This window comes from Lysinibacillus sp. FSL P4-0201 (genome assembly GCF_038593425.1).
Classification (GTDB): domain Bacteria; phylum Bacillota; class Bacilli; order Bacillales_A; family Planococcaceae; genus Lysinibacillus; species Lysinibacillus capsici.
In genome coordinates this window covers 953,153-980,142 of record NZ_CP151995.1, presented here as the reverse complement: position 1 = coordinate 980,142, position 26,990 = coordinate 953,153, and the positions used below count along the sequence as shown (strand labels likewise).

General features: G+C 37.2%; 29 protein-coding genes. 8 read left to right on the top strand and 21 right to left on the bottom strand.

Annotation, left to right across the window (positions count from 1 at the left end):
* The first annotated feature begins 110 nt into the window (after positions 1-110).
* Positions 111-512, top strand: a complete 402-nt coding sequence (locus tag MKY76_RS04640; RefSeq protein ID WP_004224795.1) for a YugN family protein — start codon at positions 111-113, stop codon at positions 510-512.
* Between the two features lie 146 nt (positions 513-658).
* On the top strand, positions 659-1,720 hold the full coding sequence (gene ytvI / locus MKY76_RS04635) for a sporulation integral membrane protein YtvI (protein WP_103117536.1): 1,062 nt from the start codon (positions 659-661) through the stop codon (positions 1,718-1,720).
* A gap of 14 nt (positions 1,721-1,734) precedes the next feature.
* On the opposite strand, the gene MKY76_RS04630 is transcribed toward ytvI, so the two are convergent.
* The 7 genes from MKY76_RS04630 to cyoE all read right to left on the bottom strand — a co-directional run bounded on the left by MKY76_RS04630 (position 1,735) and on the right by cyoE (position 8,341).
* Complete coding sequence (locus tag MKY76_RS04630; protein ID WP_016992774.1) at positions 1,735-2,196, bottom strand: DUF420 domain-containing protein; 462 nt, start codon at positions 2,194-2,196, stop codon at positions 1,735-1,737.
* A gap of 40 nt (positions 2,197-2,236) precedes the next feature.
* Entirely contained in the window at positions 2,237-3,160 is a 924-nt protein-coding gene (gene ctaG, locus MKY76_RS04625; protein WP_342557475.1) for a cytochrome c oxidase assembly factor CtaG, read from the bottom strand.
* 181 nt (positions 3,161-3,341) lie between these two features.
* On the bottom strand, positions 3,342-3,686 hold the full coding sequence (locus MKY76_RS04620; protein ID WP_004224789.1) for a cytochrome C oxidase subunit IV family protein: 345 nt from the start codon (positions 3,684-3,686) through the stop codon (positions 3,342-3,344).
* Positions 3,686-4,312 carry a cytochrome c oxidase subunit 3 gene (locus tag MKY76_RS04615; protein ID WP_004224788.1) on the bottom strand — a complete coding sequence of 209 codons (627 nt, stop codon included), beginning with the start codon at positions 4,310-4,312 and terminating at the stop codon, positions 3,686-3,688. Before MKY76_RS04615 ends, MKY76_RS04620 begins: the two co-directional genes overlap by 1 nt.
* Complete coding sequence (ctaD, locus tag MKY76_RS04610) at positions 4,312-6,195, bottom strand: cytochrome c oxidase subunit I (protein WP_004224787.1); 1,884 nt, start codon at positions 6,193-6,195, stop codon at positions 4,312-4,314. Before ctaD ends, MKY76_RS04615 begins: the two co-directional genes overlap by 1 nt.
* A 40-nt stretch (positions 6,196-6,235) precedes the next feature.
* On the bottom strand, positions 6,236-7,324 hold the full coding sequence (coxB, locus tag MKY76_RS04605; RefSeq protein WP_048394696.1) for a cytochrome c oxidase subunit II: 1,089 nt from the start codon (positions 7,322-7,324) through the stop codon (positions 6,236-6,238).
* Positions 7,325-7,423: 99 nt separating this feature from the next.
* Positions 7,424-8,341: a heme o synthase gene (gene cyoE / locus MKY76_RS04600; protein ID WP_048394698.1), complete on the bottom strand. Its 918-nt coding sequence runs from the start codon at positions 8,339-8,341 to the stop codon at positions 7,424-7,426.
* Between the two features lie 336 nt (positions 8,342-8,677).
* Here cyoE and MKY76_RS04595 point away from each other — a divergent pair, with 336 nt between their 5' ends.
* Positions 8,678-9,601, top strand: a complete 924-nt coding sequence (locus tag MKY76_RS04595) for a heme A synthase (RefSeq protein ID WP_048394700.1) — start codon at positions 8,678-8,680, stop codon at positions 9,599-9,601.
* 62 nt (positions 9,602-9,663) lie between these two features.
* Here MKY76_RS04595 and MKY76_RS04590 read toward each other — a convergent pair whose 3' ends face one another.
* The 5 genes from MKY76_RS04590 to MKY76_RS04570 form a co-directional block, all read right to left on the bottom strand.
* Positions 9,664-9,852, bottom strand: coding sequence for a hypothetical protein (locus MKY76_RS04590; protein ID WP_342557474.1), 189 nt, complete (start codon positions 9,850-9,852; stop codon positions 9,664-9,666).
* The gene (locus MKY76_RS04585; RefSeq protein WP_342557473.1) at positions 9,845-10,465 is read right to left on the bottom strand and encodes a TetR/AcrR family transcriptional regulator; all 621 of its coding nucleotides are present in this window, start codon (positions 10,463-10,465) and stop codon (positions 9,845-9,847) included. Before MKY76_RS04585 ends, MKY76_RS04590 begins: the two co-directional genes overlap by 8 nt.
* Positions 10,466-10,600: 135 nt before the next feature.
* Positions 10,601-14,035, bottom strand: a complete 3,435-nt coding sequence (gene pyc / locus MKY76_RS04580) for a pyruvate carboxylase (RefSeq protein WP_048394705.1) — start codon at positions 14,033-14,035, stop codon at positions 10,601-10,603.
* A 12-nt stretch (positions 14,036-14,047) separates the two neighbouring features.
* Positions 14,048-15,229 carry an FtsW/RodA/SpoVE family cell cycle protein gene (locus tag MKY76_RS04575; RefSeq protein ID WP_048394707.1) on the bottom strand — a complete coding sequence of 394 codons (1,182 nt, stop codon included), beginning with the start codon at positions 15,227-15,229 and terminating at the stop codon, positions 14,048-14,050.
* Between the two features lie 60 nt (positions 15,230-15,289).
* Positions 15,290-15,571 (bottom strand): YlaN family protein, encoded by a 282-nt coding sequence (locus MKY76_RS04570; RefSeq protein ID WP_004224778.1) that lies wholly within the window; start codon positions 15,569-15,571, stop codon positions 15,290-15,292.
* Between the two features lie 182 nt (positions 15,572-15,753).
* Here MKY76_RS04570 and MKY76_RS04565 point away from each other — a divergent pair, with 182 nt between their 5' ends.
* Positions 15,754-16,254: a peptidyl-prolyl cis-trans isomerase gene (locus tag MKY76_RS04565; protein WP_342557472.1), complete on the top strand. Its 501-nt coding sequence runs from the start codon at positions 15,754-15,756 to the stop codon at positions 16,252-16,254.
* An 11-nt stretch (positions 16,255-16,265) separates the two neighbouring features.
* Positions 16,266-16,469: a YlaI family protein gene (locus MKY76_RS04560; RefSeq protein ID WP_048394712.1), complete on the top strand. Its 204-nt coding sequence runs from the start codon at positions 16,266-16,268 to the stop codon at positions 16,467-16,469.
* Positions 16,470-16,523: 54 nt separating this feature from the next.
* Here MKY76_RS04560 and MKY76_RS04555 read toward each other — a convergent pair whose 3' ends face one another.
* The 5 genes from MKY76_RS04555 to typA all read right to left on the bottom strand — a co-directional run bounded on the left by MKY76_RS04555 (position 16,524) and on the right by typA (position 21,560).
* Positions 16,524-17,318, bottom strand: a complete 795-nt coding sequence (locus MKY76_RS04555; RefSeq protein WP_082148175.1) for an ABC transporter permease — start codon at positions 17,316-17,318, stop codon at positions 16,524-16,526.
* Positions 17,311-18,078 carry an ABC transporter ATP-binding protein gene (locus MKY76_RS04550; protein ID WP_048394715.1) on the bottom strand — a complete coding sequence of 256 codons (768 nt, stop codon included), beginning with the start codon at positions 18,076-18,078 and terminating at the stop codon, positions 17,311-17,313. The genes MKY76_RS04555 and MKY76_RS04550 overlap by 8 nt, the downstream gene beginning before the upstream one ends.
* A gap of 1 nt (position 18,079) precedes the next feature.
* Positions 18,080-19,072 carry an ABC transporter substrate-binding protein gene (locus MKY76_RS04545; RefSeq protein WP_048394717.1) on the bottom strand — a complete coding sequence of 331 codons (993 nt, stop codon included), beginning with the start codon at positions 19,070-19,072 and terminating at the stop codon, positions 18,080-18,082.
* Between the two features lie 214 nt (positions 19,073-19,286).
* Entirely contained in the window at positions 19,287-19,685 is a 399-nt protein-coding gene (locus MKY76_RS04540; RefSeq protein ID WP_004224772.1) for a YlaH-like family protein, read from the bottom strand.
* 30 nt (positions 19,686-19,715) lie between these two features.
* Positions 19,716-21,560 carry a translational GTPase TypA gene (gene typA, locus MKY76_RS04535; protein WP_054549845.1) on the bottom strand — a complete coding sequence of 615 codons (1,845 nt, stop codon included), beginning with the start codon at positions 21,558-21,560 and terminating at the stop codon, positions 19,716-19,718.
* Between the two features lie 138 nt (positions 21,561-21,698).
* On the opposite strand from typA, the gene MKY76_RS04530 reads away from it, so the two are divergent.
* Positions 21,699-21,884: a DUF5325 family protein gene (locus MKY76_RS04530; protein ID WP_004224770.1), complete on the top strand. Its 186-nt coding sequence runs from the start codon at positions 21,699-21,701 to the stop codon at positions 21,882-21,884.
* Positions 21,885-21,926: 42 nt separating this feature from the next.
* Here the strand turns inward: MKY76_RS04530 and MKY76_RS04525 are convergent, their stop codons facing one another.
* Together MKY76_RS04525 and MKY76_RS04520 are read right to left on the bottom strand one after the other, a co-directional pair.
* Entirely contained in the window at positions 21,927-22,721 is a 795-nt protein-coding gene (locus MKY76_RS04525) for an inositol monophosphatase family protein (protein ID WP_342557471.1), read from the bottom strand.
* Positions 22,722-22,933: 212 nt separating this feature from the next.
* On the bottom strand, positions 22,934-23,131 hold the full coding sequence (locus tag MKY76_RS04520) for a hypothetical protein (protein WP_004224768.1): 198 nt from the start codon (positions 23,129-23,131) through the stop codon (positions 22,934-22,936).
* Between the two features lie 126 nt (positions 23,132-23,257).
* Between MKY76_RS04520 and MKY76_RS04515 the strand changes: the two genes are divergently transcribed.
* Positions 23,258-23,884, top strand: a complete 627-nt coding sequence (locus MKY76_RS04515; protein ID WP_342557470.1) for a DUF1054 domain-containing protein — start codon at positions 23,258-23,260, stop codon at positions 23,882-23,884.
* 102 nt (positions 23,885-23,986) lie between these two features.
* On the opposite strand, the gene MKY76_RS04510 is transcribed toward MKY76_RS04515, so the two are convergent.
* Entirely contained in the window at positions 23,987-24,274 is a 288-nt protein-coding gene (locus MKY76_RS04510; protein ID WP_054549842.1) for a UPF0223 family protein, read from the bottom strand.
* Positions 24,275-24,294: 20 nt separating this feature from the next.
* Positions 24,295-25,254: a nitronate monooxygenase family protein gene (locus tag MKY76_RS04505; protein ID WP_048394725.1), complete on the bottom strand. Its 960-nt coding sequence runs from the start codon at positions 25,252-25,254 to the stop codon at positions 24,295-24,297.
* 145 nt (positions 25,255-25,399) lie between these two features.
* Between MKY76_RS04505 and MKY76_RS04500 the strand changes: the two genes are divergently transcribed.
* On the top strand, positions 25,400-26,869 hold the full coding sequence (locus MKY76_RS04500) for an aminotransferase class I/II-fold pyridoxal phosphate-dependent enzyme (RefSeq protein ID WP_004224764.1): 1,470 nt from the start codon (positions 25,400-25,402) through the stop codon (positions 26,867-26,869).
* Positions 26,870-26,990: the final 121 nt, after the last annotated feature.

Sequence of the window (26,990 nt, the reverse complement as noted above, 5' to 3'; positions counted from 1 at the left end):
ATATCAATTGTAATTGGGTTGACACAATGTTGTCATTGCAACAATGTCGAATATGCTCTATTATAAAAATGAGCGTATACTTTGTACGAGAACCTAAAGGAGGACTATACATGTATTTTGAAAATACTAACCTTGAAAATTTAACAGCTGATCAAGAGCTACTTGTCAGCATTATGAAAAAACATGGTTTAGAATGTGATGGCGGCTGGGATTACGAGCGTATGACATTCGATAAACGATTCGATACTCGTGAAGGTCGTTATTACCTACGCGTATTCGCATATGCTATTTCTGGTGACGTAGGTGCACACGATGCTATCCTTACATTAATGAAACCAGTCCTTGGTAAATACTATTATCCGCATGGTGTTGAATATGGCGATGACGAGGTTTATCCAGCACACCTTGTAAAAAAATGTGAAGAAATCTTAAAAAAGGTTAAATTAGAGTTAGATCAATTCTCAATCGAGCCTACAAATAAAAATAACTTTGAACCTGTTAACGCACGCTAATCTTTCGTACATTGAAGTGACGGCAAGTAAGCGTAAATAGCTTCATGGTTGTAAAAAGACTGGTGGTCCAGTCTTTTTTTATTTTGAGTAAAAAAAAATTTTTTTCTCATACTACCTATATCTATTACAAGATGTAGGTGAGAAAAATGTTATCATTTTTTAATCGTCCTTTTTTTCGTCATCCCATTATTGTTATTGCAATGGGTATACTGATCCTTTGGTCCATCTCCATATCATTACCAATTTTACTTGCCTACTTAACCGCGTTATTGTTAGAACCAATCATCGTTCGAATGAGCAAACGGTTTAGAAAAAAACGGAAAATCGTTGTCTTCTTCTTTTTTTTGTTTTTTCTAAGTATATCTTTATTATTATGCACACTTATCCTTTATATAAGCTGGAAACAATTTTCTTCCTTTATTATTGATATACCTGATTATCTTAATCAATTGTCTGCCCTATGGATTCAAATGCAATCAAAGCTCAGCAATTACACCTATCATTTACCTGTAGAGCTAGTTTCACAAATTCAATTTATGATTGCAAAAGCTTTAGCATCCATCGAAAAATTTTCTTTATCCTTAACGAACGTCAATGTTTGGTCAACGTTACTAACATATATTCCCACACGTCTTTTTGATATATTTGTTTATTGGATTGTGTTGTATATGTTGCTTTTAGAATTACCAACAATTAATCGTAAATTATTATCGCCCGTTCCTTTTCATTACCATCAAAAAATTATCTTTATTGGCCAACGTGTTAAGCTAGCCTTATTTGGATTTCTGAAAGCTCAATTACTTGTAGGGATAGGGATCTTTGCTATATCATTCGCTGCATTTTATTTTTTAAAAACACCATTCCCTATATTGTTAGCACTTTTACTTGTTGTTTTAGACTTTATCCCTTTTCTTGATTCATTTATTTTATTAGTCCCATGGGCAATCTATCAGGTCTTTGCTGGCGATTATTTATATGCAGCTGTCTTAATTTTACTAACCATTGGACAATTTCTAGTCCGACGAATGATTGAGCCAAAAATTATTGGCGATAAAATTGGACTTTCTTCCTTGAATACCTTTATTGCCATGTTTATTGGTTTTAAAATCTTTGGATTTATTGGAATATTAATTGGTCCGTTACTGGTTGTCGTAGTGCTTTCACTATTCCAACCAACTATAAAAAATCTCCCTCCTGCACAGAAATAAGGAGGGAGATTTTTTTAAAATCCTAAAATGGCTTTAATTACTGATGTTGTTTCACCAGGCTCAAATAAAATATACAATAATAAATAAACTAATACACCTGTTATGGCAACAAAGAACCAAATAATACTTGTAATTGGCCCAATTCGTCTGTGTAATTTAATGTTCATTTTCAAACCTGAAATAATACTAACGATACCAAACACAGCTCCAGATGTCGCTAAAATAATATGGAAAATCAAGAAGAAGGTATAATATGGTTTTAAATCTTCTCCACCGCCAAAAGCTGTATTTCCAATAAAGATAGTACGGGACGCATAGATGATAAAGAAAATAAGTGCTGCAACACCTGCAGCAAGCATCACTTTCTTATGTCCCTCTACATTTCTTTTTATAATTAAGCCCCACCCTATCGCTACAAGTACCGCACTAATAACGATAAACGATGTACTAATAGTAGGCAATATTTGCAATTCCATTGTCAAAACCCCTTACACAAAGTAAATTTCTATTCTTCAACTAATGTTGCTGTTGACTTTCCCACTTCTTTTGGTGGGCAGCTAAAGCGTCAGCAGTGATTTTATCCGGATCTTTTTGCTCAGATCGATACCATCTTGTGAAGATCGTACCAATTAGTACACCAAAAATAAGCTCTTGTAGGATTTTCATTAACACGCCACCTAATTGCTGATCTGCAACTGGTTTCATGTCTGTAAATAGCTCTGGTCCAGATAAAGATAATCCTGACAATGTAGAGGCTGGTACACAAAGCTCCATTGCCTTTAACCATGCATCACCATTTGTATATGTCTCATACATTGCATTTGGCGCAAAGATGATTAATCCACAAGCAGGTGTAATTAAAACAGCATTAGCAATAATATACGCCAATTTATGCAAAGGCTTCATTTGATTACTATTTGGCATATTTTGAATTAATGGCCAGTACATAAACACTGCAGATAGAAATAATACAAATGTATAGGTACCATGTAATGTTTCATTTAATTTAATGTAATCCAATATGGACGGTAAATGATAGAAAGAAAATAGACCGATAAATACAAAGACAGCAACAACTGGTAATGTTAGCACTTTAAAAAAAGTTCTAACTACAGGTGCCTCAATAGCCACCTTCCAAACCCACCAGGGAATCCCTTTAATTAAGAAAATAGGAACCAGCAATAACAGAATAGCCATTTGCACCATGTGCATGGTAAACATAATATGAGCCATTAAATCAATCGGAGATCCTTTGATAATATAGATGGTAATCATAGCTAAAACAAAGTAAATAGCTTCACTTTTTTTCAAAGGTTCACTTACTTTAAAATCTTTACGCCACTTTGTTGTGACTAAAAAATAGATGATTGTTATAAAAACAAGAACCCCTATTAAATACGGGCTCCACAATGCTTGGAAACCAAATATACTAAGTGGCATATGGAACGCACTCCTTTAAACTTCAGTACTCCTATTATAAAACGCTTACAGCTATACTGCAATGAACGAAAGGTGAACAAATGTTAAGTTTCAACAGTGTTTGCCTCTTTGGATACCTAAATAACCTCAAAACATAAGAAAAGCACGTTCGTACTAAATAACGAACGTGCTTTTTTGGTGATTACCACCAAATGATTGTTAAAAATGCTAAGAAGAATGTAAATGCGATTAAAATTCCCATCCACATGAAGAAACCAATAACACCACCAAAGTGAGTTTTTTTATCTTCTAAGTGCATGAAAGAATAAAGTTGAAGTACAACTTGAACGCCAGCCAATAATAATACGAATGGCATAATTAAGTATTTAGAAAAATCAGCTGCAACTACTGCGAATGCGATAAAAGTGAAGAAAATCATAATCGCAAAGTTGATTACTTGTTTACGCATATGAACGGCATTATGATGACGATCATACTCATACTGTGCCTGTGACTTAGCAACTATAGGTGTATCGTGTGAAGACATTATCCGATCACTCCCATCAAGTATACTACTGTAAAGATAAATACCCAAACTACGTCGATAAAGTGCCAATATAAAGCAGCAACGAAGAATTTAGGTGCATTGTACAGGTTTAATCCACGTTTAGCATTACGGATCATTAAAGTACCAATCCATACAAGACCTAAAGTTACGTGGAAACCGTGTGTACCAACTAACGAATAAAACGCTGTTGCGAATGCAGATTGATTAAATGTAAAACCAAGGTGCACATAGTGGTTGAACTCATAGATTTCAAGTGCTAAGAATCCAAGACCTAAAGCTAATGTAATCGCTAACCAAGTTTGCATACCTTTAAAGTTAAAGTTACGCATATGGTAAATTGCATAAACAGATGTTAGTGATGATGTTAATAATAACATCGTCATAGCAAATGCTAATGGTAATTCAAATAAACCTTGAGTTGTGAACTCCATGCCAGCTGGCCCTTTGTTCTTAAGCGCTAAATAAGTAGCGAATAAACTTGCGAAAAGTACAACTTCACAGGCAAGGAAAATCCAGAAACCAACGACTTTATTTTTACCTTCCATCGTAGCTTGTTCAGGATGATCTGGCCAAGTATGAGGAGTAAATTTAGTATTGAAATCCATTATTTATTTCCTCCTTTGCCGTAAAGATGTTCTTCAATTTCAAGAATTTCTTCTTTGTGTAAATGGAAACCATGATCGTCTTTAACAGAACGAGCAATCATCGCACCAAATGTAATTGCTAAACCAATGATTAATACATAAATAGACCATGGCTTATCTGCGTCTGGATTGTAAAGTGCACCAAATGCTGCAATAAACATACCTAATGAAATAACGAATGGAATCGCTGAGTTATTTGGCATATGGATATCACCTAGTGGCTCAGCAAATGTTACTTCTTTATTACCTTCTTGTTTTTCAATCCACCATGGATCTAAACCACGAACAAGTGGAGTTTGACGGAAATTATAGAATGGAATTGGTTGTGGAATTGACCATTCTAAAGTACGTCCATCGCCCCATGGGTCGCGTCCTGCTGGTTTGCCCTTAATAGACATTAAGCAGTTGATTACCATTAAGATAACCCCTACACCCATCATTAATGCACCGATTGTAGAGATATAGTTGAATTGATCCCAACCTTGACCTTCCATGTAAGTGAATACACGACGTGGCATACCCATCAAACCTAAGAAATGTTGAAGGAAGAATGTTAAATGGAATCCGATAAAGAATACCCAGAAAGTAATTTTACCAAGCGTTTCGTTTAACATACGGTTGAAGAAAATTGGCCAGTAGAAGTGCGCTGAACCGAATAATGCTGTAACGATACCACCAACGATTACGTAGTGGAAGTGAGCAACGATAAAGTAAGAATCATGTAACTGATAGTCAAGAGGTGCAGATGCTTGCATGACCCCTGTAACACCACCCGCAACGAATGACGGGATAAATCCAAGTGCATAAAGCATTGGTGTTGTAACTTTAATAGATCCACCCCAAATAGTTAGGATCCAGTTGAATACTTTCATACCTGTTGGAACCGCAATTGCCATTGTTGCAACAGCGAAGATTGCGTTTGCTGTTGGCCCAAGACCAACTGTAAACATATGGTGAGCCCAAACCATGAACCCTAAGAAACCAATTAAAATTGTAGCGAATACCATTGAAGAGTATCCGAATAGACGTTTACGAGAGAACGCTGGAATAATCTCAGAGAATAAACCGAATGCTGGTAATACTAAGATATAAACCTCTGGGTGTCCGAAGATCCAGAATAAGTGTTCCCAAATTACTGTGTTACCACCCATTGTATGGTCAAAGAAGTTACCACCGAACATACGGTCAAATAACATCATTAATAAACCAATTGTTAATGGAGGGAATGCGAATAAGATTAAGGCACTTGATACAAGAGCAGTCCAAGTGAATAATGGCATACGCATAAATGTCATACCTGGAGCACGCATTGTAATAATCGTAACGATAAAGTTAAGACCTGAAATTAATGTACCTGCCCCTGAAATTTGTAAACCAAGAACATAGAAATCAATACCATGTCCTGGAGAGTATAAAGATAATGATGCATAAGAAGTCCAGCCCGCATCAGGAGCGCCACCCATAAAGAATGACAGGTGAAGGAATACTGCACCTAGGAAGAATAACCAGAACCCTAATGAGTTAAGGAACGGGAATGCAACGTCACGCGCACCAATTTGTAATGGTACAAGCATGTTCATAAATGCGAATAGTAGTGGCGTAGCAGCTAGGAATAACATTGTTGTTCCATGCATTGTTAATAATTCATTGAAAAAACCAGCTGATACGAAATCATTATTTGGTTTCATTAATTGAATACGCATTAATAATGCTTCAAAACCAGCGATAGCGAAGAACAATGTACCGGCTAATAAATACATCACTGCTAACTTTTTATGGTCAACAGTAGTGATGTAATCCCAGACAGCTGCTCCAAAGCCCTTTTTCTGTGTGTATGAGCTCACAACTTTTACCTCCCTCAAAATTTGTTACATAGAACGAAAATTATTTTTCTACTGATAAGCCCATGATGTAAGTTGCAAGAGCTTCAATTTCTTCATCAGATAAATTACCGTAGATAGGCGCAGTGCCATCAGCATTCATCATTAAGTTACCTGGTTTAAATTCCTCAGGGTTTTTAATCCAAGCTTTTAAGCTTTCTTCATTATGCTCTAAGAAACCAGCAACACGGTTACGGTCACCAAACGTAGTTAAGTTTGGACCTGGTGTACCGCCTGCTCCTGAACCAGAGATAGCATGACAGCCTAAGCAGCTATTTGCAAAAGTTGCTTCACCAAGATCTGTTGAAGCTTTGTCAGCAGTTTGTCCTTCAGTTGCTTTCATTGCATCAACCCATGCATCAAATGCGTCTGGGCTTAATGTTTTTACTTTAAAGTCCATTAATGCATGTGAAGGTCCACATAATTCAGCACATTTTCCATAAAATACGCCATCTTTAAGATCTTTTGATTCTTTATCGAATACTAAGTAGAATTTGTTTAAGTTTTCCACGTTTGTATCCATTTTACCGCCTACAGCAGGAATCCAGAATGAGTGCTTAACATCGGCAGCTTTTAAATTAAAGTAAACTTTTTCACCTGTTGGTACCACTAACTCTTGAGCCGTTACGATACCTTGGTTAGGATATTCGAATTCCCACCAGTATAATTTTGCCGTTACATTGATTGTTAGGGCTGTTTTGTTCCCTTCTTCATCTACCTCATCCATTGCAGCAACATCTGCAAATTTATAAGTAGTTGTAACAACTGGTACAGCGATAATTAATAATAAAATAATCGGAATAACTGTCCAAATCACTTCTAAAGTATGACTACCCTCTACTTGCTTAGGGATAACATTTTCACCTACGCGTGCACGACGGTATTTTAGGAATGCAAGTAAATAGATAACAGATACTATTACTACTACTAGCGTCATAATTACAGTAGTTAACAGTAATAAATTTAATTGTTGTTTACCTACTTCTCCAGATGGTTTTAGTGTAGAAAGATAATCTTCACCACAACCTGAAAGGAAAACCATCATCACTGCTAGAAGTGAAAAAAGACGCCATTTTTTAAGCCCTTTCATCATAGCTTAATTAAACCCCTCTTTCTTTGTTGTATTTTCATGTGTACCTAGGACATCAGTTCTGTCTATATGAATTCTTATAAAAAGAAAGAATCCCTAACTTTAGCTAAACACCGCAAATATTATGATGGCTACAAATAGTATGGTCATATGATTCAACGAATAAATAAACATTTTATTTGCCCATTTCATATCATCTTTTGTTGTAAAGCCTTTCAGAGCTAGTATTAACCAACCCAAGTTCAATGCAGTAGCAAGAGTTAAAAAGCCAATTCCAAGCTCTGTTAAAAGGAAAGGTAACGGTAATAATAAAAGAATCCAGAATAACATTGAGTACTTTGTACGTTTAAATCCCTTTACAACAGGTAGCATTGGTATTTTAGCTGCACGATATTCCTCAGTCCGTTTCATTGCAAGCGCATAGAAATGTGGTGGTTGCCATGCAAACATGATAAGGAATAAGGCTAGTGCTCCTGGACCTAAGGCAGGCTCAATCGCTGCGAATCCAATAACAGGAGGAATAGCCCCCGAAATACTACCTACAACCGTGTTACTAACATGCTTCCTCTTTGACCACATTGAATACAGAACGACATAAGCAAATATTCCTACTAGTCCCCACATGCCGGCTGCAAACGATGCCGCAAATAACAAAATTTCACCTACAATTAAAAATGAGAGGGCAATGGTCAACACAAAGTTTGGCTTAAATCTGCCTGTCACTGTCGGTCTTGCCTTAGTTCTTTTCATGATGGGATCTATATCCTGATCAATGAAGTTATTCATTGCACCTGAGCCACCAATGATTAATGCCGCACCCAGCATGGTGTAAAATATGACATCAAGCTCTTGCAAGAAATGTCTACTAGTAAACTGAAAAGCCAGCCACATCCCTGTAAACGTTGTGACAAGATTCGAGTTAACGATTCCAATTTTTATTAGTGCTAAGAAATCTTTTACAACAGATGTTGTTTCTGGACCAGGATTTCTAGTAGCCGCCAGTGTACGACCGTTTGACATAATACCTCTCCTTTCATTTTTGTAAGCATATTCCGCTAACAATAACTATAGCGAAATTTGCGATTGATTTCTAGACATTAAGTGAAATTTAGATGAAGTTGTAAAAATTAGTTTTGTCTAGAAATATAATTAAAAACAACATATCTATAGTAAAACATTTTCTAAAATGAATTGTGAAGGTTAAAGCACGAAATTATGAACAATTTGTGAAATGGAATCGACATCTAGTAGTCCCTTCTCTTTACAAGTTGTTTTTTATACGTATTTTCGATATTATCTAGTAGCAGAAACATTACGTTCTTGTAATGTTGATAGATAAAGTAGGTGACTCATTTTATGCAACACAACAGGTATTTGAAGTGGTTTGCTGTTGCCGCTACAGTAGGGATGCTCCTTATATTACTAGGTGGGGCTCTCGTTACCAAAACAGATAGTGGCCTAGGCTGTGGTCGAAACTGGCCTGATTGTAATGGATCTCTTATTCCAAAGGAGATTACACCAGAAGTCCTTATTGAATTCTCACATCGTCTCGTAACAGGAGTTGTATCTATCTCAATTCTTGTGTTAACTGTTTGGACATGGCGTAAGCTCGGACATATTCGCGAAGTAAAACTATTAGGTTTCTTAGCAATGTTTTTCTTAATTGCGCAAGCTCTTATTGGAGCAGCTCAAGTATTATGGGGGCAAGGTGATTTCATCTTAGCACTTCATTTTGGGATATCTCTGATTTCCTTTGCCGCGGTTCTTCTTCTCTCTATGATTGTATTTGAAGTCGATCGGAAATTTGATGCCGATAACGTATTTATCGGTAAAAAGTTACGTTGGCATACAATTGCTGTCACAATTTATTCTTATTTAGTCGTTTATACTGGGGCGCTAGTTCGACATACAGATTCGAGCTTAATTTGTCCCGATTGGCCATTTTGCTATAATGAAACACCTTTGGCACCCCCGAATAATATGTATGAATGGGTGCAAATGGGACATCGATTAGCTGTTCTTATTATTTTCATTTGGATAGCATACATAACTTGGCACGCTGTAAAGGAATATAAACATCAACGTGTTATATACTATGGATGGATAATTGCCTTTACTATAGTAGTTTTACAAGTTATTGCAGGTATGTTAGTAGTCCTTACTAAACTGAATTTAACGGTAGCTTTACTGCATTCATTATTTATTTCCCTTTTATTCGGTTTATTATGCTATATGATCATGCTAGTTGCTCGAAGTAATTATAATGAGAAAAAGAAATAGCCCAGAAATAGTCATAGAAAAAAGATTCGCCACCAAAGATGTGTCGAATCTTTTTTCTATGACTATTTTTGTTTCTTCATAGCTTCAGTCCCTATAATTCCAACAATTAAAATAATCATGGATACCAGTGCATAATCTTCAAAAAATGTTGTAAAAGGAATGTCGAAATATCGACAAATTAGCGTTACGAGACGGCCTCCTAATAAAATTAAACCAATGACTAACATCCAGTTAAATAGCGCTCTAAGCATTTTTTGGCCCCTCTACTTTCATTGCTGTCCATATAATATTTGTTACTTCGAGACTGTAATCCTCTGCCGCAATAGCAAGCGGTCCCCCTATAAGCATATATTCACCAATCGCTCCTTGAATTACTTTTGCCATTACATTGACAGAGCGAACACTAAAAGTCCCCTGTTTTTTACCATCTCCTAAAATATTACGTAATGCCGTCAATAGTGGGTCTTCCTCTTCATTTGGCAGTTTATAGTAAGGGATGTCATGTGCAGTCCGAGCGTTGAAGACAATTTCTAATAATGCTGCATTTTCTTTTGGGTGTGTCGCTTGATAAGCAATGCTTGCCTCTATGAAGTTTGCTAATTGTGTTGTAGGGTCACTGGCAGTATATGTTTTTGCCAAAATGAAAGTTGTGGATTGCTCAATTAGTGCTTGCAGACTTTGGTTGATTAAATCTTGTCGATCTACAAAGTGATAAGAAATTAATGCTGTGCTAATAGAAGCACGTTTAGCGATTTGTGCTAAACTTGCCTTTACATAGCCTATATCATCAAGTGTCGCTATCGTAGCTTCAATAATTTGCTGCTTTCTTGCTTCCTGAATAAAGGTATTTTTATTGTTATCCATAGAATTCTCCTGATTGATTAACCAAACATTTTTCTGATTAAGTAATCAGATTTTATATGATTTATCGCTTAAACACAATAAAAAAGGTTATGTAGATACTAATAAAAGCATCTAATAACCTTTTTTCATGACTATTTATTCAATTTCAATTAATAGATCCCCTGTTGAAATAGCATCTCCTGCACTTGCATATACCTCTTTTACAATGCCGTCTTTAGGTGCTTGGACAGTTGTTTCCATTTTCATGGCTTCTGTAATTAACAGATGATCACCACGTTTAACAGGACTACCTTTAGAAACAACAACTTTCAACACAGTACCTGGCATTGTAGCACCGATTTGGTTTGGATTGCTTGGATCGGCTTTTAATGCTAAATTGCCATCAACCTCAACAGTCATATCTTGAATCACCAATTCACGCGATTGACCATTAAGCTCAAAGTAAAGGACACGTGTTCCATTGTGTTGTGGTTCCCCGATTGAAACGAGTTTAATAATCAATGTTTTACCTTTTTCAATTTCGACCTCAATAATTTCACCAAGCTTTAAGCCATATAAGAATGTCGGTGTGTCAAGAACTGAAATATTGCCAAAGGATTCTGCTGTTTTCGCATATTCCTCAAAGACTTTTGGATAAAGTGCATAAGCCAGTACATCTTTTTTCGTAACTGGGCGATTTAACTTTTCCTCTAGCACAGCCTCTAATTGATCAAATTGAATAGGCTCTAATAATTCTCCTGGACGAACTGTAATTGCTTCTCGATCTTTTAACACTACTTGTTGTAATGCCTCTGGGAACCCGCCATGTGGCTGCCCAAGATAACCTTGGAAGAATTCAATCACAGAATCTGGGAAGTCAATCGTTTTCCCTCTTGTTAAGACTGTATTTTCGTCTAGATCATTTTGCACCATAAATAAAGCCATATCACCTACCACCTTGGAGGATGGTGTAACTTTAACAATATCACCAAATAGTAGATTTACACGGGAATACATGCGTTTCACTTCTTCCCATCGATCACCAAGCCCTACAGCTTTTGCTTGTTGCTGTAAGTTACTATACTGACCACCAGGCATCTCATGTACGTAAATCTCAGAATGCGGGCTGATCATGCCACTTTCAAAATCTTTATAGTATTTACGAACATCTTCCCAGTAGTACGATAATTTTTCTAATGCATCGATATCCGCTCGTACCTCACGTTTGCCGCCCTTCATTGCATAGTACAAGGAGTTTGCACTTGGTTGAGATGTTAGACCTGCCATAGATCCAAGCGCTGTATCAATAATATCAACACCTGCTTCTATCGCTTTAGCATATAAGTAAATTCCATTGCCACTAGTATCATGTGTATGCAAGTGGATTGGCAGACTTGTCGTCTCTTTTAACTCGGAAATTAAACGGTACGCCGCTTCCGGTTTCAATAAACCAGCCATATCTTTAATCGCTAAAATATGGGCACCAGCTGCTTCAAGCTCTTTCGCCATATCCTTATAGTATTGCACTGAATATTTCGCACGACTGTCATCGAGGATATCCCCCGTATAACAGATGGCTGCTTCAGCAATTTTTCCTGATTGACGCACAGCATCTATCGCTACTTCCATGCCTTTAATCCAATTTAAGCTATCGAAAATACGGAATACATCAATTCCTGATGAAGCCGATTCAGCGATAAATTCTCGGATTAGATTGTCAGGATAGTTTGTATAACCAACAGCATTAGCTCCACGCAGTAACATCTGGAATAACACATTCGGCACTTGCTCACGCAGTTTCGCTAGCCGCTCCCATGGATCTTCTTTTAAGAAGCGATATGCTACATCGAATGTTGCACCGCCCCACATTTCCAGCGAGAATAACTGATGCATCATGCGAGCTGTTGCATCTGCAATTTGATACATATCCTGTGAACGAACACGTGTTGCAAGCAGGGATTGGTGAGCATCGCGGAATGTAGTATCTGTTAGTAGTACGTCTTCCTGTGCTAAAATCCACTGCACTAAGCCATCTGCTCCCTGTGTATCTAAAATCTGCTTTGTACCTGCTGGTGGTACAATTAAAGGATCAATTTTAGGTTGGTTTGGCTGGACAAAGATAGGTTTTGACTTCTTCTCTACACCAGGGAAGCCATTTAAGGTCACATTCCCAATATAGCTTAACAGCTTTGTTCCACGGTCTTTACGCACAGGGAACTCGAAAAGCTCTGGTGTTGTATCAATAAAGCTAGTATCAAAGGCCCCTGATAAAAACTTTTCATGAGTCACCACATTATTTAAAAACGGAATATTCGTTTTAACGCCACGAATACGGAATTCTTTTAAATTACGATCCATTTTCGCAGCAGCTTCTTTAAAGTTCATACCCGAAGTAGAAATTTTCACCAACAAAGAGTCATAGTATGGTGTAACGACAGCACCCTGGAAGCCATTCCCAGCATCTAATCGCACGCCAAAACCACCACTTGAACGGTAAACCATTAACTTTCCTGTATCTGGCATAAAGTCATTTGCAGGGTCTTCTGTTGTCACACGTGCTTGAATGGCATAGCCAATCATTGGCATATCTTCTTGCTTTGGCATATGAATTTCTTCACTGTGAAGTCCATAGCCTGCCGCTACCTTAATTTGGGCATGGACGATATCAACACCTGTAATCATTTCTGTAATTGTATGTTCTACTTGAATGCGAGGGTTTACCTCGATGAAATAAAAATCGTCTCCTGCGACTAAAAATTCCACTGTCCCTGCATTTATGTACGAGACATTCTTCATTAATTTCACAGCAGCATCGCAAATACGATTTCTTAACTCTTGTGAAATCGAATGAGATGGCGCAATTTCTACCACTTTTTGATGTCGACGCTGAATTGAGCAATCACGCTCATATAAATGCACAATATTGCCATGTTTATCGCCAATAATTTGTACTTCAATGTGTTTTGGTTTTATGATTGCTTTTTCTACATATACTTCATCGGAACCAAAAGCAGCCTTTGCCTCAGATTTTGCTCTTTCATAGGAGGAAGCAAGATCCTCTGGCGTATGGACTAGACGCATCCCTCGACCACCACCGCCAAGTGCTGCCTTAATCATAACTGGATAGCCATAATTGCTAGCAAACGTCTCTACCTCTGCTAGATCGGCTACTGGGCCATCTGTACCAGGAATAACAGGAATCTCAGCCGCAATGGCTTGAGAACGTGCTTTGACCTTATCTCCAAACATATCTAAATGCTGAGAAGTTGGTCCGATAAAGACAATGCCCTCTTCCTCACAGCGACGTGCAAATTCCACGTTTTCTGATAAAAAACCATACCCTGGATGAATCGCATCAACATCTGCATCTTTTGCGATGGCAATAATACCTTCGATATCTAAATAAGCATCGATTGGTTTCTTGCCAGCTCCCACTAAATAAGCTTCATCTGCTTTAAAGCGATGAAAAGCACCACTATCTTCTCTTGAATAGATGGCAACAGTTTGGATATTCAGCTCCGTACAAGCACGGAAAATACGAATTGCAATTTCTCCTCGATTGGCTACGAGAATTTTGTTGATTGATTCCATAGGTATCCCCCTTTATGATTGTGTTTTTTTCCTCTCTACCTTTTCAAACATAGAAACATTGATCAATATTCCCATCGCTAAAGATAGAATGATTATAGATGTACCGCCATAGCTTATAAAAGGTAACGTTACACCGGTTAACGGGATTAACCCGGTTACACCCCCAAGATTAATAAATGATTGCCAGCCTATCCAGCTCGCAATACCAGCCGCAATCATGCGTGCCAATGGATCTTTTGTCCGCAATGCAATAGAAAAACCTTTATATACAATAAATCCCAAGCCACATAAGACAATCAAAACGCCCCATATCCCTAACTCTTCCATTATGATTGCCATAATAAAATCTGTTTGTGGTTCAGGCAAGTATCCTAATTTTTGAATGGATTGACCAAGGCCCCGCCCTTCTAAGCCGCCTCCGCCAATGGCATAATAACTATTCACCACTTGGTGACCACTACCATCCTCATACTCAAATGGATTTAAGTAAGACAATATCCGTCCTTTTCGATTTCCTGTTAATAGCTCTCCCTTAAATATCCATAGAATACCAAGAATAGCTGTACCAAACGCACCTAATACACCGAAAAATTTCCAAAATGTTCTAAATGGAATACCACTTGAAGCTACAACTGAAACGGCAATACCACATAGAATAATCACTGCTCCTAAGTCTGTTTCAAAGGCTACCCCAGCAACCACTAAAATCCATAGAAAAATTGGGTAAAAAATTTCAGTCGGTTGTAGCTTTTCAAACGTATATTTTTGCGCTTTTCGATAAAAAGCAGCTGCAAAATATAAAATTATAAATAGTTTCGCATACTCTGAAGGTTGAAAATTCCCTAAACCTGGGATAGCAATCCAACTTTGAGAGCCTACTTCTTCTGCCCCATTCCCTGCTACTTTTACCCATGTAAATAACACAACCAATACAACAGTTAGCAATAACATAATATTCTTATTCGCATAATGTTTATATGGGAAAAATGCTGTAATGATAAAGCCAAGAAATGCCACCATTAAATTGGTCACTTGCTTTTGATAAAAATAATCAGGTGCTTGACCTTTTTGAACAATAGCAACCATCATACTTGAACTGTAAATCATTATTAATCCAAATAAACTTAATAATAGGACCGTAAAAAATAAGGGATAATCAAAATTCTGTGCATAGCGTTTTAAGTATTGTCTCATTGGAAAACCTCGTTCTAGTAAAAAAACTCAAAGCGCAAAGAAGCGTTTGAGTTTTTCTTTTTATTTGTCTGTATACGCGTCGTGTAGTACAGAAAGTTCCTTCTCGAGTGAATCGAGAATTTCTTTGCCTTTTTCACGTTCAATCAATCCAAGCTTCACAGCAAAGTCAATTTCACGTGATAGACCGAACATTTGTGTATCTAATACTTCCTCATATAAAGGGCATTGTGGCATTGTTAAATGATCCATTTGTACTCGAATAAGGCGAGCAATCTTATCTGCATCAGCAACTAATAGCTCCAAAGCCTTCTCTTGAAAAGAAGTTTGTGATTTCGTATCCATGAGGACGCCCCCATTATCTGATATTTCTTCGATTCTATCTTAATAAAGTTTATCTTTTAGTCGATAAAAATGCAAGTGTCTTCATTGGAAAATAGAGAATTCGAATTATATTTCTTTATTATCTCTAGGCATTAGCGTTATACTATGTCATGGATATACAAGATTTGAGGAGGATTTCTATTATGGAAACAATAATTCCTATCACAGGTGCAGTCACATACCAACTAACATTAGATCCTACTGTGTGGATTTTCGATGATCGTAAATTAGATTTAAACACTTACTTCACTACTCAAAATGTTGAGGAAGATGCTGACGTCAAATATATGCGTGAAGTAGGAGCACACTGGTCACGTGAAATTATGGAAGGAGCAACTTTCCCACCTACATTAAAATCAGAAAGGAAATTTGACCGTAAAGGAATGGAGACAGGTACATTTGGTATCGAATTAAGTCATTTCTTGAAGAATGCTGAAATTAAACCAGAAGCGACAAAAATCGTCTTAACTTGCAAAAATGGCGAAGAATATCCTTTCACAATTGAAGAAGCTTATACACTTATTTTAAAATATAGCCAAGACGGTAAGCCTCTTTTAGAAGACGGTCCCATCCATGTATTACTAAGAGACGGTTCAAATATTGACAATCCTATTAAAAACGTATCAGCCATTCGCGCTGAATAGGAGGGAATGCAATGCGCGTTAAATGCGTTATTTGCGATACGATTCATAATTTAGATGATAATTTACCTTTAGCAAAAAAATTGCGAAATCGACCAATTCATACTTATATGTGCGATATTTGTCATGATCGCATTTCGGAAAATACTGTAGCACGAATGGAAACAGGAAATTTCCGTTTTTATCGTACTTCACCCCAGATGGATAAAGAATTTTAACTAAAGAACAGATTAAAAAGAGGTGCCTCTATTTTGAGACACCTCTTTTTTATACTATCCATTATTTTTAATAATCGTTTTTTCAACTAATTCTACAACTTGATACATAATGGTAGCAAAAAAGGCAATGATCAGAAGTGACATAAGGACAAGGTTAAAATTAAATACTTGGAAGCCATAGATAATTAAATAACCAAGTCCTTTTGAAGCTACTAAAAATTCCCCTACAATAACCCCTACCCATGATAAGCCAACATTCACTTTCAAGGTCGAAATGATTGTAGGAAATGAGGCTGGCAAAATGACCTCACGAAAGATTTGCCATCTTGTCGCTCCAAAGGTTTGTAAAACCTTACTATAATTCGGATCGACACCTTTAAATGCCGTATATACAACAATCGTTGTTATAATGATGGATATTAATGCACCCATAGCTATGATAGAAAAATAACCTGGGCCGAGTGCAACAATCAAAATCGGACCAAGTGCAACTTTTGGCATCGCGTTTAAAATTACTAGATAGGGATCGAGTACTTTTGATAGTAACGGGGACCACCACAAGACAACAGCTATTAATGTTCCTAATAAAGTCCCCGCTAAAAAGCCAATAACTGTCTCCATTAATGTAACACTCACATGCAATGTTAAAGAACCGTCAATGACTTTCTCAATAAATGTATGCCATACATTAGTTGGCGAGCTAAAAATTAACCGATCAATCCATTCTAATCTTGAAAGCAGCTCCCATCCACCAAAGAATAGCAGTAAAATAATAAGCTGATATATTCGAACATAGCGTTTTTCTTTTTTTAACAATTGCTGATATTGCTTAAATAATGTATTATCCAAGGCTCTCCAGCTCCTTCCAAATAGTTTGGAAAATATCTGCATAGGCTGGATGCTGTCTTACATCAAAAGGTGATAGTTCATTAAGGGCTTTAGGTATTTCAAACACTTTGTGAACTGCCCCTGGGTTTGCAGAAAATAGAACTACGCGCTCACTCATTGCGATTGCTTCACCAATATCATGTGTCACAAGAATAGCAGTCTTTTTATAAGTTTTTAATGTTTCCACCACTAAATCCTCAAGCTTTAATTTCGACTGATAATCTAACGCTGAAAATGGTTCATCTAATAATAAAATTTTAGGATTTACAGCTAAGGTACGAGCAAGGGCCACACGTTGCCGCATACCTCCTGATAATTCTCGAGGGTAATTGTTCCCCACATGCGGTAATCCTACTTCCTGTAATAACGCATTGGCCGTTACTTTATGTGTTTTATGACTTTTCTCCATTATTTTCAAGCCGATTGTGACGTTTTCTTCAATGGTCTTCCAAGGAAATAAATAGTCCTGCTGAAGCATATAGCCAATGCTTGATTGATTACTTGCTGATAGCTTTTCACCATCTATATAAACATTGCCTTCAGTGGCAGGGAATAATCCTGCAATAATTGATAATAATGTGGTTTTACCGCAGCCACTCGGCCCAATAAACGAAACAAACTCTCCTTCATGAATGGCTAAACTGATATCACGTAATACTTCCTTTGCCTGTGTACTTGAAAAATAACTATGGTGAATATTCTCCAGCTGTAAAAATTCCATATTACTCAGCAGCCTTTTTGGCAAAAGTAGTGTTCACAAGTTTTTCATACTCCACTCGTTGAGGAAGTTCACCTGCTTCCTCCATAATTGTTTGCAAGTTATCCCACTCTCCTTCATCAAGGATTGGGTCAGTAGCATAAGAGCCTTGTGCTTTATATCGCTCAATTACCGTTTCAATTATCTCTATATCTACATTTTCAAAATACGGTTGAATAATCTTTGCTACTTCAGCAGCACTCTCATTTTGCACAAAATCCTGTGCTCGTTTCAATGCATTTGTAAAGGCTTGAACAGTTGAAGCTTCATCCTTTAAATAACTACTTTTAGCCATAAAGGACGTGTAAGGAAGATTACCAGACTCAGTTCCAAACGAAGCTACAATATAACCTTTTCCTTCTTTCTCAAAGACACTCGCAGTAGGTTCAAATAATTGAACATAGTCACCAGTACCTGATGCAAAAGCAGTAGCAATGTTGGCAAAATCAATATTTTGAATGAGCGTTAAATCATTTACAGGGTCGATGCCATGTTTTTTCAGCACGAATTCACCTGCCATTTGTGGCATTCCACCTTTACGTTGCCCCAAAAACGTTGAGCCCTTCAATTGATCCCACGAAAAATTATCTATCTTATCTCTTGCCACTAAAAAGGTACCATCCGTTTGTGTTAACTGTGCAAAATTTTGAATGGGATCATTTGCACCTTGTAAAGTGACATAAATAGACGTCTCCGACCCAACTAAAGCTATATCAATTCCATCTGACAGTAACGCCGTCATCGTTTTATCGCCACCTGCAATCGTTTGTAGCTCAACAGAAAGACCCTCCTCCTCGAAGAAACCTTTCTCAAGTGCTACATATTGAGGCGCATAGAAAATCGAACGAGTTACTTCTCCTACTTTGACTTTTTCTAGCTCTGCTTTATTACATGCCGTCAAAGAAAGGAGTAACAAAGCAATGACACCTAATAATAAACCTCTTGTAAGCCAACGCATTCCCTTTCCTCCTTGATGTGTTGAAAATAAGCCTATCGACATTAACTTATTCACATAAGAAGATTTCGGTGCCTATCATTTTTTAATTTGTGTAGAGTGCGGGTGTTTCTTCAGTTTGACTACAGGGGAAACATACAAAAAAACAGCCTTAGCATTAAAACCGCTAAGACTGTTTATAACAGATAAAAAGTTCTTATTATAAAGTACGTAATTGTTATTGATTGGTAGCTTGTTGCTCTTCTCTTTTTTCACGCCATAGCCTTGTTTTATAGACAATTAGAATTAAGGCCGCTACAATCAGACCTTCAATCATTGGTAAGAATAGGGCGAAGAATGTAAGCATGATACAACCTAAAAATAGGAACGCATAAATAATAATATTTTGAGATAACTTTAATTTCTTGGCAAAGCCTAGTTTATAGACAATGGCAGAAAGTACAAATACAAGAAGAAATACAACATAACCTGCTATTTCATAGCTTGGTAAATTTTCATATAAAAATCTAGTGATACCAGCCATTCTCCCATAAACTCGTGTTGTTTCATCTGTACCTGTCTGTGCAGCAACTTGAATAACATTTAGTTCACCCAATAAAGCGGACTTCAGATCCAAGACTCCTCTTCCTTTCGTGGAAGCAAAAAATTATTGTTCAGCGTTTTTTAGTTTTTTCGCTATTCTTTCACGTTCATTTTTATCTAGAATTTGTTTACGAAGGCGAATAGATTCTGGAGTGATTTCTAAATACTCATCATCATTTAAGAACTCTAATGCTTCTTCTAGTGTTAATAGACGCGGCTTTTTAATAACGTTTGTTGCATCTTTTGTCGCAGAACGAACATTCGTTTTTTGCTTCATTTTTGTTATGTTTACAGTGATATCATTATCACGTGTATTTTCACCAACAATCATACCTTCATAAATTTCAGTACCTGGCTCAACAAATAGTGTACCACGGTCCTCTACTTGCATCATACCATAAGTTGTCGATTTACCAGTTTCCATTGATACAAGAACACCTTGGTGACGGCCACCAATACGGCCTGGAATATATGGTTGGTAACAATCGAATGTATGGTTAATGATACCAAAACCTTTCGTCATAGACATGAATTCTGTTGTATATCCAATTAAACCACGGGCAGGAACAAGGAATGTTAAACGTACTTGGCCATTGCCATTGTTCACCATATCCAACATTTCACCTTTACGCGTACCAATCGATTCAATAACCGAACCTACATTTTCTTCTGGAACATCAATTTGTACACGTTCAAATGGTTCACATTTTACACCATCAATTTCACGAATGATAACTTGAGGTTTTGATACTTGTAGTTCAAAGCCTTCACGGCGCATATTTTCAATAAGAATTGATAAATGTAGCTCACCACGTCCAGAAACCGTCCATGCATCTGGTGAATCTGTATCTTCTACACGTAGAGATACGTCCGTTTGAAGTTGTGAACGTAAACGCTCTTCTACTTTACGAGCAGTTACCCATTTCCCTTCACGACCTGCAAACGGTGAATTATTCACTAAGAAAGTCATTTGTAATGTTGGCTCGTCTATACGTAATGGTGTTAAAGCTTCTTGATGTTCCACCGGACATACTGTTTCCCCAACGTTGATGTCTTCCATACCTGAAACAGCAATTAAGTCACCAGCTTTTGCTGATTGGATTTCTTCACGTTTTAAACCAAAGAAACCAAATAGTTTCGTTACACGGAATTGTTTCACAGTCCCATCTAACTTCATTAAAGCAACTTGTTGTCCTACTTCAATTGTTCCGCGGAATACGCGTCCAATCCCAATACGACCAACATAATCATTGTAGTCAAGTAATGCCACTTGGAATTGTAATGGATCTGCTGAGTTGTCTACTGGTGCAGGAATTGCTTCAATTACCTTTTCAAATAGACATTGCATATTTTCTTCTTGTTTTGCTGGATCAGCATCAAGAGAAGCTGTACCGTTTACACCTGATGCATACACAACAGGGAAATCTAATTGATCATCATCAGCGCCTAGCTCGATGAATAATTCTAATACTTCATCTACTACTTCTAAAGGACGAGCTGAATCTTTATCGACTTTGTTTACAACTACAATCGGTGTTAACTTTTGTTCCAACGCTTTTTTCAGTACAAAGCGTGTTTGCGGCATACAACCCTCATACGCATCGACAACTAGTAAAACGCCATCTACCATTTTTAAAATACGTTCTACCTCACCACCGAAGTCGGCGTGTCCAGGCGTATCAAGGATGTTAATACGAGTTCCGTTATAGTTTACTGCAGTATTTTTTGCTAAAATTGTAATACCACGTTCGCGTTCAATATCATTAGAGTCCATTGCACGTTCTTCAACATGTTCGTTTGAACGGAATGTACCTGATTGTTTTAATAATTGGTCGACTAAAGTAGTTTTACCATGGTCAACGTGGGCGATAATTGCGATATTGCGAAGATCTTGACGTAAGTTTGTCATTATTCCACTCCATATTCTTTTTTCGAATGTTTAACTGTGATATTATAGCACAAGAAGGATAGAAATGTCCTTATTAGAATTTCCATCATTCTAAAAAATATATTTGATCGACAAATTTTTTATATAGGAGGCTAGGCTATGAATCGTGCAAAAATCGTAATGGCCATCTATGCATTGGCAGCTGTATTAGCAATGTGTTCTATCGGCTACTCTGTTGCAGCTAGTAATGTATTTGGTGTAATAGCTGGTATTGTGGCTACTTGTGTCATTTTCATGACAGCCTTTAAAATGAAGCGTAAACTACGTGCGCAAGGATTACTTTAAAGAACATAAAAAGGAGCTGTCTAATAAATAGACGGCTCCTTTTTATTCATATGGCACTATATATTTTTCTAATAATTCTTTATGAATAGCGGGATTAGCAATAATAAATGTATCCTGATGAAGGAAATCAAAGCCTTCACCATGTAGATTTGTAGCAACTGCTCCAACTTCCTGAGCAATGATGGTCCCTCCTGCAATATCCCATGGTGCTAAACGCATAGAGACATAGGCATCTAATTTGCCACTTACAACAAATGCAATTTCCATTGCTGCGGAGCCATAGGACCGTGTACCGCGAACTTTACGAACCATATCTATCACCTTTTCATGGTGAATATGTCGATTAGGTGCGACCCAATGTGCATTTATGCCAATGACAGACTCCTCCATTGTAACAGACTGTAGTTTACGCAATGGTGAATCATTATACCATGCCCCTTGCCCCTCGATGGCACTAAATAAATCCTCCCGCATGACATCAAATATGTAACCTAACTTTCCTACGCCATCGACAAAAATACCGATTGAAATCATAAAATGGCGATGCTGTTTAACAAAATTCATCGTTCCATCAATTGGATCAATAATCCAAACTACACCATCTAGTGATTTAACCTGTTCGCCCATTCCTTCTTCCCCTAGAATTTTGTGGGTTGGATCAAAAGCTTTAATTTGCTCAATAAAGAATAACTCCGTCTCTCGATCAATATTGGTAACGAGGTCATTTGCACCTGATTTTGTCTCAATTACTAGATTATACGAAAAAGCCTCTCGAATACGTCGCCCAGCTTCAAAAATAATATCTTTTGCAAATTTATCAATTTGTTGTAAATCCACTCATAACCCACCCTTCGAATATAAGAAAAGGCCTTTTATATTAATCGCTCTCGTATGTTTATGATGCCTTTTCCCACTACTTCACAACTTTTGCTATATAAAACCTAGTACTACCTTATGATATAATTTCTATTTTACCCTTTGTCACAATAAAAATCACCTGCTGTCGGAATATTCAGCAAGTGATTTTTTAAATGGGTATTAGATTTTGATTACGCATAGGCGTGCAAACTTTCAAGTTCCATCTGAATTTCTGCCAGACGTTTTTTACTTTTTTCAATTTCCATGTCATTTTTTTCATTCATTGCTGCAAAAAGTGAAGCTAATTCATAATCTAATTCTAATTGTAAAATGTGCTCATATTGCTTTTCAATGTCAACTTTACGTATAATTTTTACGAATGGTTTCATAAAAAACACTTCCTTTTTTTAATTTTTTTACAAAAACTTTACTCATTTGATAAAGTTCTTGTTATAAGATTTTTTCCCAAATTCAGCGTAAAATAAACCTTATAAAACGAAAGGAGTAAAATAAAATTGCCAAAAATAAAGTGGACAAACAAAGACTTTAAGGTTTTTACAATAGACGGTTTAGAACAAAGAATGGATGCTTTAAATTTACATGTACGTCCAAAATTCAATCAGCTAGGTGAAGATTTTTCTGCATTTTTCTCTAGCCAATTAGGTGAAGAATTCTTCCCGCATGTGGCTAAACATGCTCGAAGAACTGTTAACCCTCCAAAAGATAGTTGGGTTGCCTTCGCCCCTTATAAAAGAGGTTATAAATCATTGCCTCACTTTCAGATTGGTCTATGGCACACACATTTATTCATCGTCTTAGCTATTATTTATGAAGCGCCTCAAAAAAATGTTATGGCTGAGCGTTTACTAGCTCATAAATCTTTAATTGAGCAACTTCCAGATGATTTTATCGTGTCAGGAGATCATATGTCCCCTGAGGCGGTTTCTCTCGAAGTGGCAAAAGAAGACAAGCTTGAAGAAATGCTTATTCGCCTACGAGATGTCAAAAAGGGTGAGTTTTTAATTGGCCGTCATATTCCAAAAGAACAAGCAACCAAACTAACAGCAAGCGAATTACATCAATTAACAGAAGACACATTTAACAGCTTACTTCCTATTTACAACATTATTGTTGGAAAATAAGCTAACCTTATAAAGTTTTTTATTGATGTAGTTTATGCAATATGTCGTTTTTTAACACAAAAAATAAAGAGTGGATGTGAGTTGATCTCACATCCACTTTTTTTAATGGCCATTTCTTGGGGTAACTTTTATAATCATCCCATCTTCGGCTTCCTTTGTTTGTTTTACAACTGGATAGCTAATGTAGCCACTCGCCTCTTCAAATTCGCGAAAAATTGATTTTTCCTCTGCTTGGGAAGGAACAATCTCTTTAAAGCGTCGATATTTAGCTAGCATAACTTCACGCTTGATGCCTTTTTCATAAGCTTTCTCAATTCCCTCAAAGAATTGAACAACATCCACAATCTCCTCTGTGGACCAATCAGTTGAAAACGGATAAGAGTATTCCATTCGACAAAACCACCTTTACGTTATTGCCCCCATTTTAACCGTATACTTTCAGCTTCTGCAACCATTCTCTTAATAAGGTCATCTACGGTTGGGATATCGTGAATCATTCCAGTCACTTGTCCAGCCCAGCCAAAGCCCTGTTCCTTATCACCATCGTAAATAAAGCGTTTATTTGCTGAACCACTTATATATTCTTTCAACGCCTCATATGTTGGTGTTTTTTCCTCAATTTCCAAAATCTTTGTAGTAAAGTCATTGCGTAATGCACGAGCCGGCGCACCAATTGAGCGCTTAATAATGGTTGTATCTGCTTCAGTACTTGCAACTAGTGCCTCTTTATAAGCCTCAGAAGCATCAACACACTCTCGTGTTGCTATAAAACGAGTGCCCATTTCAATGCCTTCAGCTCCCAATGCTTGAGCAGCCATCCAGCCGCGTCCATCACCAATTCCACCTGAAGCAATGACAGGAATACTAACACTATCAACCACCTGGGGAACAAGAACCATTGTACCGACATCATCACGCCCAAGATGACCGCCACCCTCTTGACCCACAACCATTACAGCATCTGCTCCAAGCTGTTCAGCCTTTTGAGCTTGTCTACGAGCAGCTACAAGGACTAATTTTTTTATAGCTGTGCCTGCCAGTAAATTAAATATAGGCGCTGGATTTCCCCCTGTCATTGTAACAACTGGAACTTCTTCTTCGATTGCAACGCGCACCATATCCTCATAGCCTGTACCATGCATGCCAATCGCAAAATTTACGCCAAAAGGTTTATCTGTTAATGTTCGTACCTTATGGATCTCTGCTCGTAATAATTCAGGATCTCGTAAACTCATAGCCGTTATTTGCCCTAAACCACCAGCATTCGACACAGCTGCGGCTAAATCAGCATATGCTAAATAGGCTAATCCCCCTTGAATAATTGGATATTTAACCTGTAAAAGATCCGTCACACGTGTATTCCAATTCATAGTACCTCCCCTTTCGTTCAATACTATTTTCTCGGTATCCTGAAAAAAATCCTTTTATTTTTTAGGAAAAGCCTATTTTTTCGTGTCGTTAGGTGCTATAATTCATTTGTTTTCTTAGATATTATAAAGTGAGGTGGTACCTGCGTTGTCACAATTAGAGACTCCATTGTTCGACGTATTATTAAAACATCGGAACAGACATCCCATTCAGTTCCATATTCCAGGCCATAAGAAAGGGCAAGGAATGGATCCTGCTTTCCGAGAATTCGTCGGCGACAACGTTTTATCAATTGATTTAATTAATATTGCTCCACTAGACGATTTACATTCACCAAAGGGTGCTATAAAAGAAGCGCAAAACTTAGCAGCTGAAGCCTTTGGTGCTGATCATACATTCTTTTCCGTTCAAGGTACTAGTGGCGCCATCATGACGATGATTCTGACCGTCGTCGGTCCAGGTGATAAAATTCTAGTGCCACGGAATGTTCATAAATCTATTATGTCGGCGATTGTATTCGCTGGTGCCATTCCAATTTTTATTCATCCTGAAGTTGACAGCGAATATGGGATTTCTCATGGCATATCCCCTGAAGCTGTTGAAAAAGCATTAAATGCTTACCCAGATACAAAGGCAGTACTTGTTATTAATCCAACATATTTTGGCTTTACAGCTGATTTAAAGCGTATTGTGGAGATTGCTCATGACCGTAATATTCCGGTAGTAGTAGATGAAGCGCATGGTGTACACATAAAATTCCATGATGACCTTCCATATTCAGCTATGGAAGCAGGTGCTGACATGGCAGCAACAAGCGTTCATAAGCTTGGTGGCTCCATGACACAAACGTCTATTTTAAATGTACGTGAGGGTCTTGTTTCTGCAAAACGTGTACAAGCTGTATTTTCTATGTTAACAACTACATCGACATCCTATCCATTACTTGCTTCACTTGACACAGCTCGACGTCAGCTAGCCATTCATGGATACGATTTAATTGACGATGCATTACGTTTAGCAAAGGATGCTCGTAAACGCATCAATCAAATCCCACATTTAAAGTGTGCAGGTAAGGAAAAGTTACATTCTTCTGCAACTTATGATATGGATCCATTAAAACTTCTGATTAGTGTGAAAGATTTAGGTATTTCTGGTCATCGAGCTGAGGAATGGTTGCGTTATAATGCCAATATTGAAGTCGAATTGTCTGACCTTTATAATATCTTATGTTTAGTGACTTTAGGAGATACAAAAAAGGAAATTAATCTTTTAATAAATGCGTTAACTCGTATGTCTAAAGCATTTGATTCTGAAGCGGCTATAACAGAGGCTTTGGTAAATGTTCCAGAAATTCCAGCTCTCGCCATGTCTCCGCGTGATGCTTTTTATGCAGATACAGAAGTCGTTCCTCTTGCAGAAGCAGATAACTGTATTTGTGCAGAATTTATTATGGTATATCCTCCTGGGATTCCTATTTTTATTCCCGGGGAAATAATTACTCAAGAAAATATTCATTATATTCAAATGAATATTGAAGCAGGTTTACCCGTTCAAGGACCAGAGGATACAACATTAAAAACAATTCGTGTTATCAAAGAACGTAAGCCAATTTTCTAAAAAATATAAGCTAGCTCTTCAATATGAAGGGCTAGCTTTTATATTTATAAATACAGATGTGAGTATATTTTCTTGTTGAACACAACCAGAAAACATTCTCTTCATTACAAAATAGCTATAA

What these genes read in the sequence shown, in the direction of transcription:
- MKY76_RS04640 (WP_004224795.1), top strand. Translation starts at nt 111, where the DNA reads ATGTATTTTGAAAATACTAACCTTGAAAATTTAACAGCTGATCAAGAG.
- ytvI (WP_103117536.1), top strand. Translation starts at nt 659, where the DNA reads ATGTTATCATTTTTTAATCGTCCTTTTTTTCGTCATCCCATTATTGTT.
- MKY76_RS04630 (WP_016992774.1), bottom strand. Translation starts at nt 2,196, where the DNA reads ATGGAATTGCAAATATTGCCTACTATTAGTACATCGTTTATCGTTATT.
- ctaG (WP_342557475.1), bottom strand. Translation starts at nt 3,160, where the DNA reads ATGCCACTTAGTATATTTGGTTTCCAAGCATTGTGGAGCCCGTATTTA.
- MKY76_RS04620 (WP_004224789.1), bottom strand. Translation starts at nt 3,686, where the DNA reads ATGTCTTCACACGATACACCTATAGTTGCTAAGTCACAGGCACAGTAT.
- MKY76_RS04615 (WP_004224788.1), bottom strand. Translation starts at nt 4,312, where the DNA reads ATGGATTTCAATACTAAATTTACTCCTCATACTTGGCCAGATCATCCT.
- coxB (WP_048394696.1), bottom strand. Translation starts at nt 7,324, where the DNA reads ATGATGAAAGGGCTTAAAAAATGGCGTCTTTTTTCACTTCTAGCAGTG.
- cyoE (WP_048394698.1), bottom strand. Translation starts at nt 8,341, where the DNA reads ATGTCAAACGGTCGTACACTGGCGGCTACTAGAAATCCTGGTCCAGAA.
- MKY76_RS04595 (WP_048394700.1), top strand. Translation starts at nt 8,678, where the DNA reads ATGCAACACAACAGGTATTTGAAGTGGTTTGCTGTTGCCGCTACAGTA.
- MKY76_RS04590 (WP_342557474.1), bottom strand. Translation starts at nt 9,852, where the DNA reads ATGCTTAGAGCGCTATTTAACTGGATGTTAGTCATTGGTTTAATTTTA.
- MKY76_RS04585 (WP_342557473.1), bottom strand. Translation starts at nt 10,465, where the DNA reads ATGGATAACAATAAAAATACCTTTATTCAGGAAGCAAGAAAGCAGCAA.
- pyc (WP_048394705.1), bottom strand. Translation starts at nt 14,035, where the DNA reads ATGGAATCAATCAACAAAATTCTCGTAGCCAATCGAGGAGAAATTGCA.
- MKY76_RS04575 (WP_048394707.1), bottom strand. Translation starts at nt 15,229, where the DNA reads ATGAGACAATACTTAAAACGCTATGCACAGAATTTTGATTATCCCTTA.
- MKY76_RS04570 (WP_004224778.1), bottom strand. Translation starts at nt 15,571, where the DNA reads ATGGATACGAAATCACAAACTTCTTTTCAAGAGAAGGCTTTGGAGCTA.
- MKY76_RS04565 (WP_342557472.1), top strand. Translation starts at nt 15,754, where the DNA reads ATGGAAACAATAATTCCTATCACAGGTGCAGTCACATACCAACTAACA.
- MKY76_RS04560 (WP_048394712.1), top strand. Translation starts at nt 16,266, where the DNA reads ATGCGCGTTAAATGCGTTATTTGCGATACGATTCATAATTTAGATGAT.
- MKY76_RS04550 (WP_048394715.1), bottom strand. Translation starts at nt 18,078, where the DNA reads ATGGAATTTTTACAGCTGGAGAATATTCACCATAGTTATTTTTCAAGT.
- MKY76_RS04545 (WP_048394717.1), bottom strand. Translation starts at nt 19,072, where the DNA reads ATGCGTTGGCTTACAAGAGGTTTATTATTAGGTGTCATTGCTTTGTTA.
- typA (WP_054549845.1), bottom strand. Translation starts at nt 21,560, where the DNA reads ATGACAAACTTACGTCAAGATCTTCGCAATATCGCAATTATCGCCCAC.
- MKY76_RS04530 (WP_004224770.1), top strand. Translation starts at nt 21,699, where the DNA reads ATGAATCGTGCAAAAATCGTAATGGCCATCTATGCATTGGCAGCTGTA.
- MKY76_RS04520 (WP_004224768.1), bottom strand. Translation starts at nt 23,131, where the DNA reads ATGAAACCATTCGTAAAAATTATACGTAAAGTTGACATTGAAAAGCAA.
- MKY76_RS04510 (WP_054549842.1), bottom strand. Translation starts at nt 24,274, where the DNA reads ATGGAATACTCTTATCCGTTTTCAACTGATTGGTCCACAGAGGAGATT.
- MKY76_RS04505 (WP_048394725.1), bottom strand. Translation starts at nt 25,254, where the DNA reads ATGAATTGGAATACACGTGTGACGGATCTTTTACAGGTTAAATATCCA.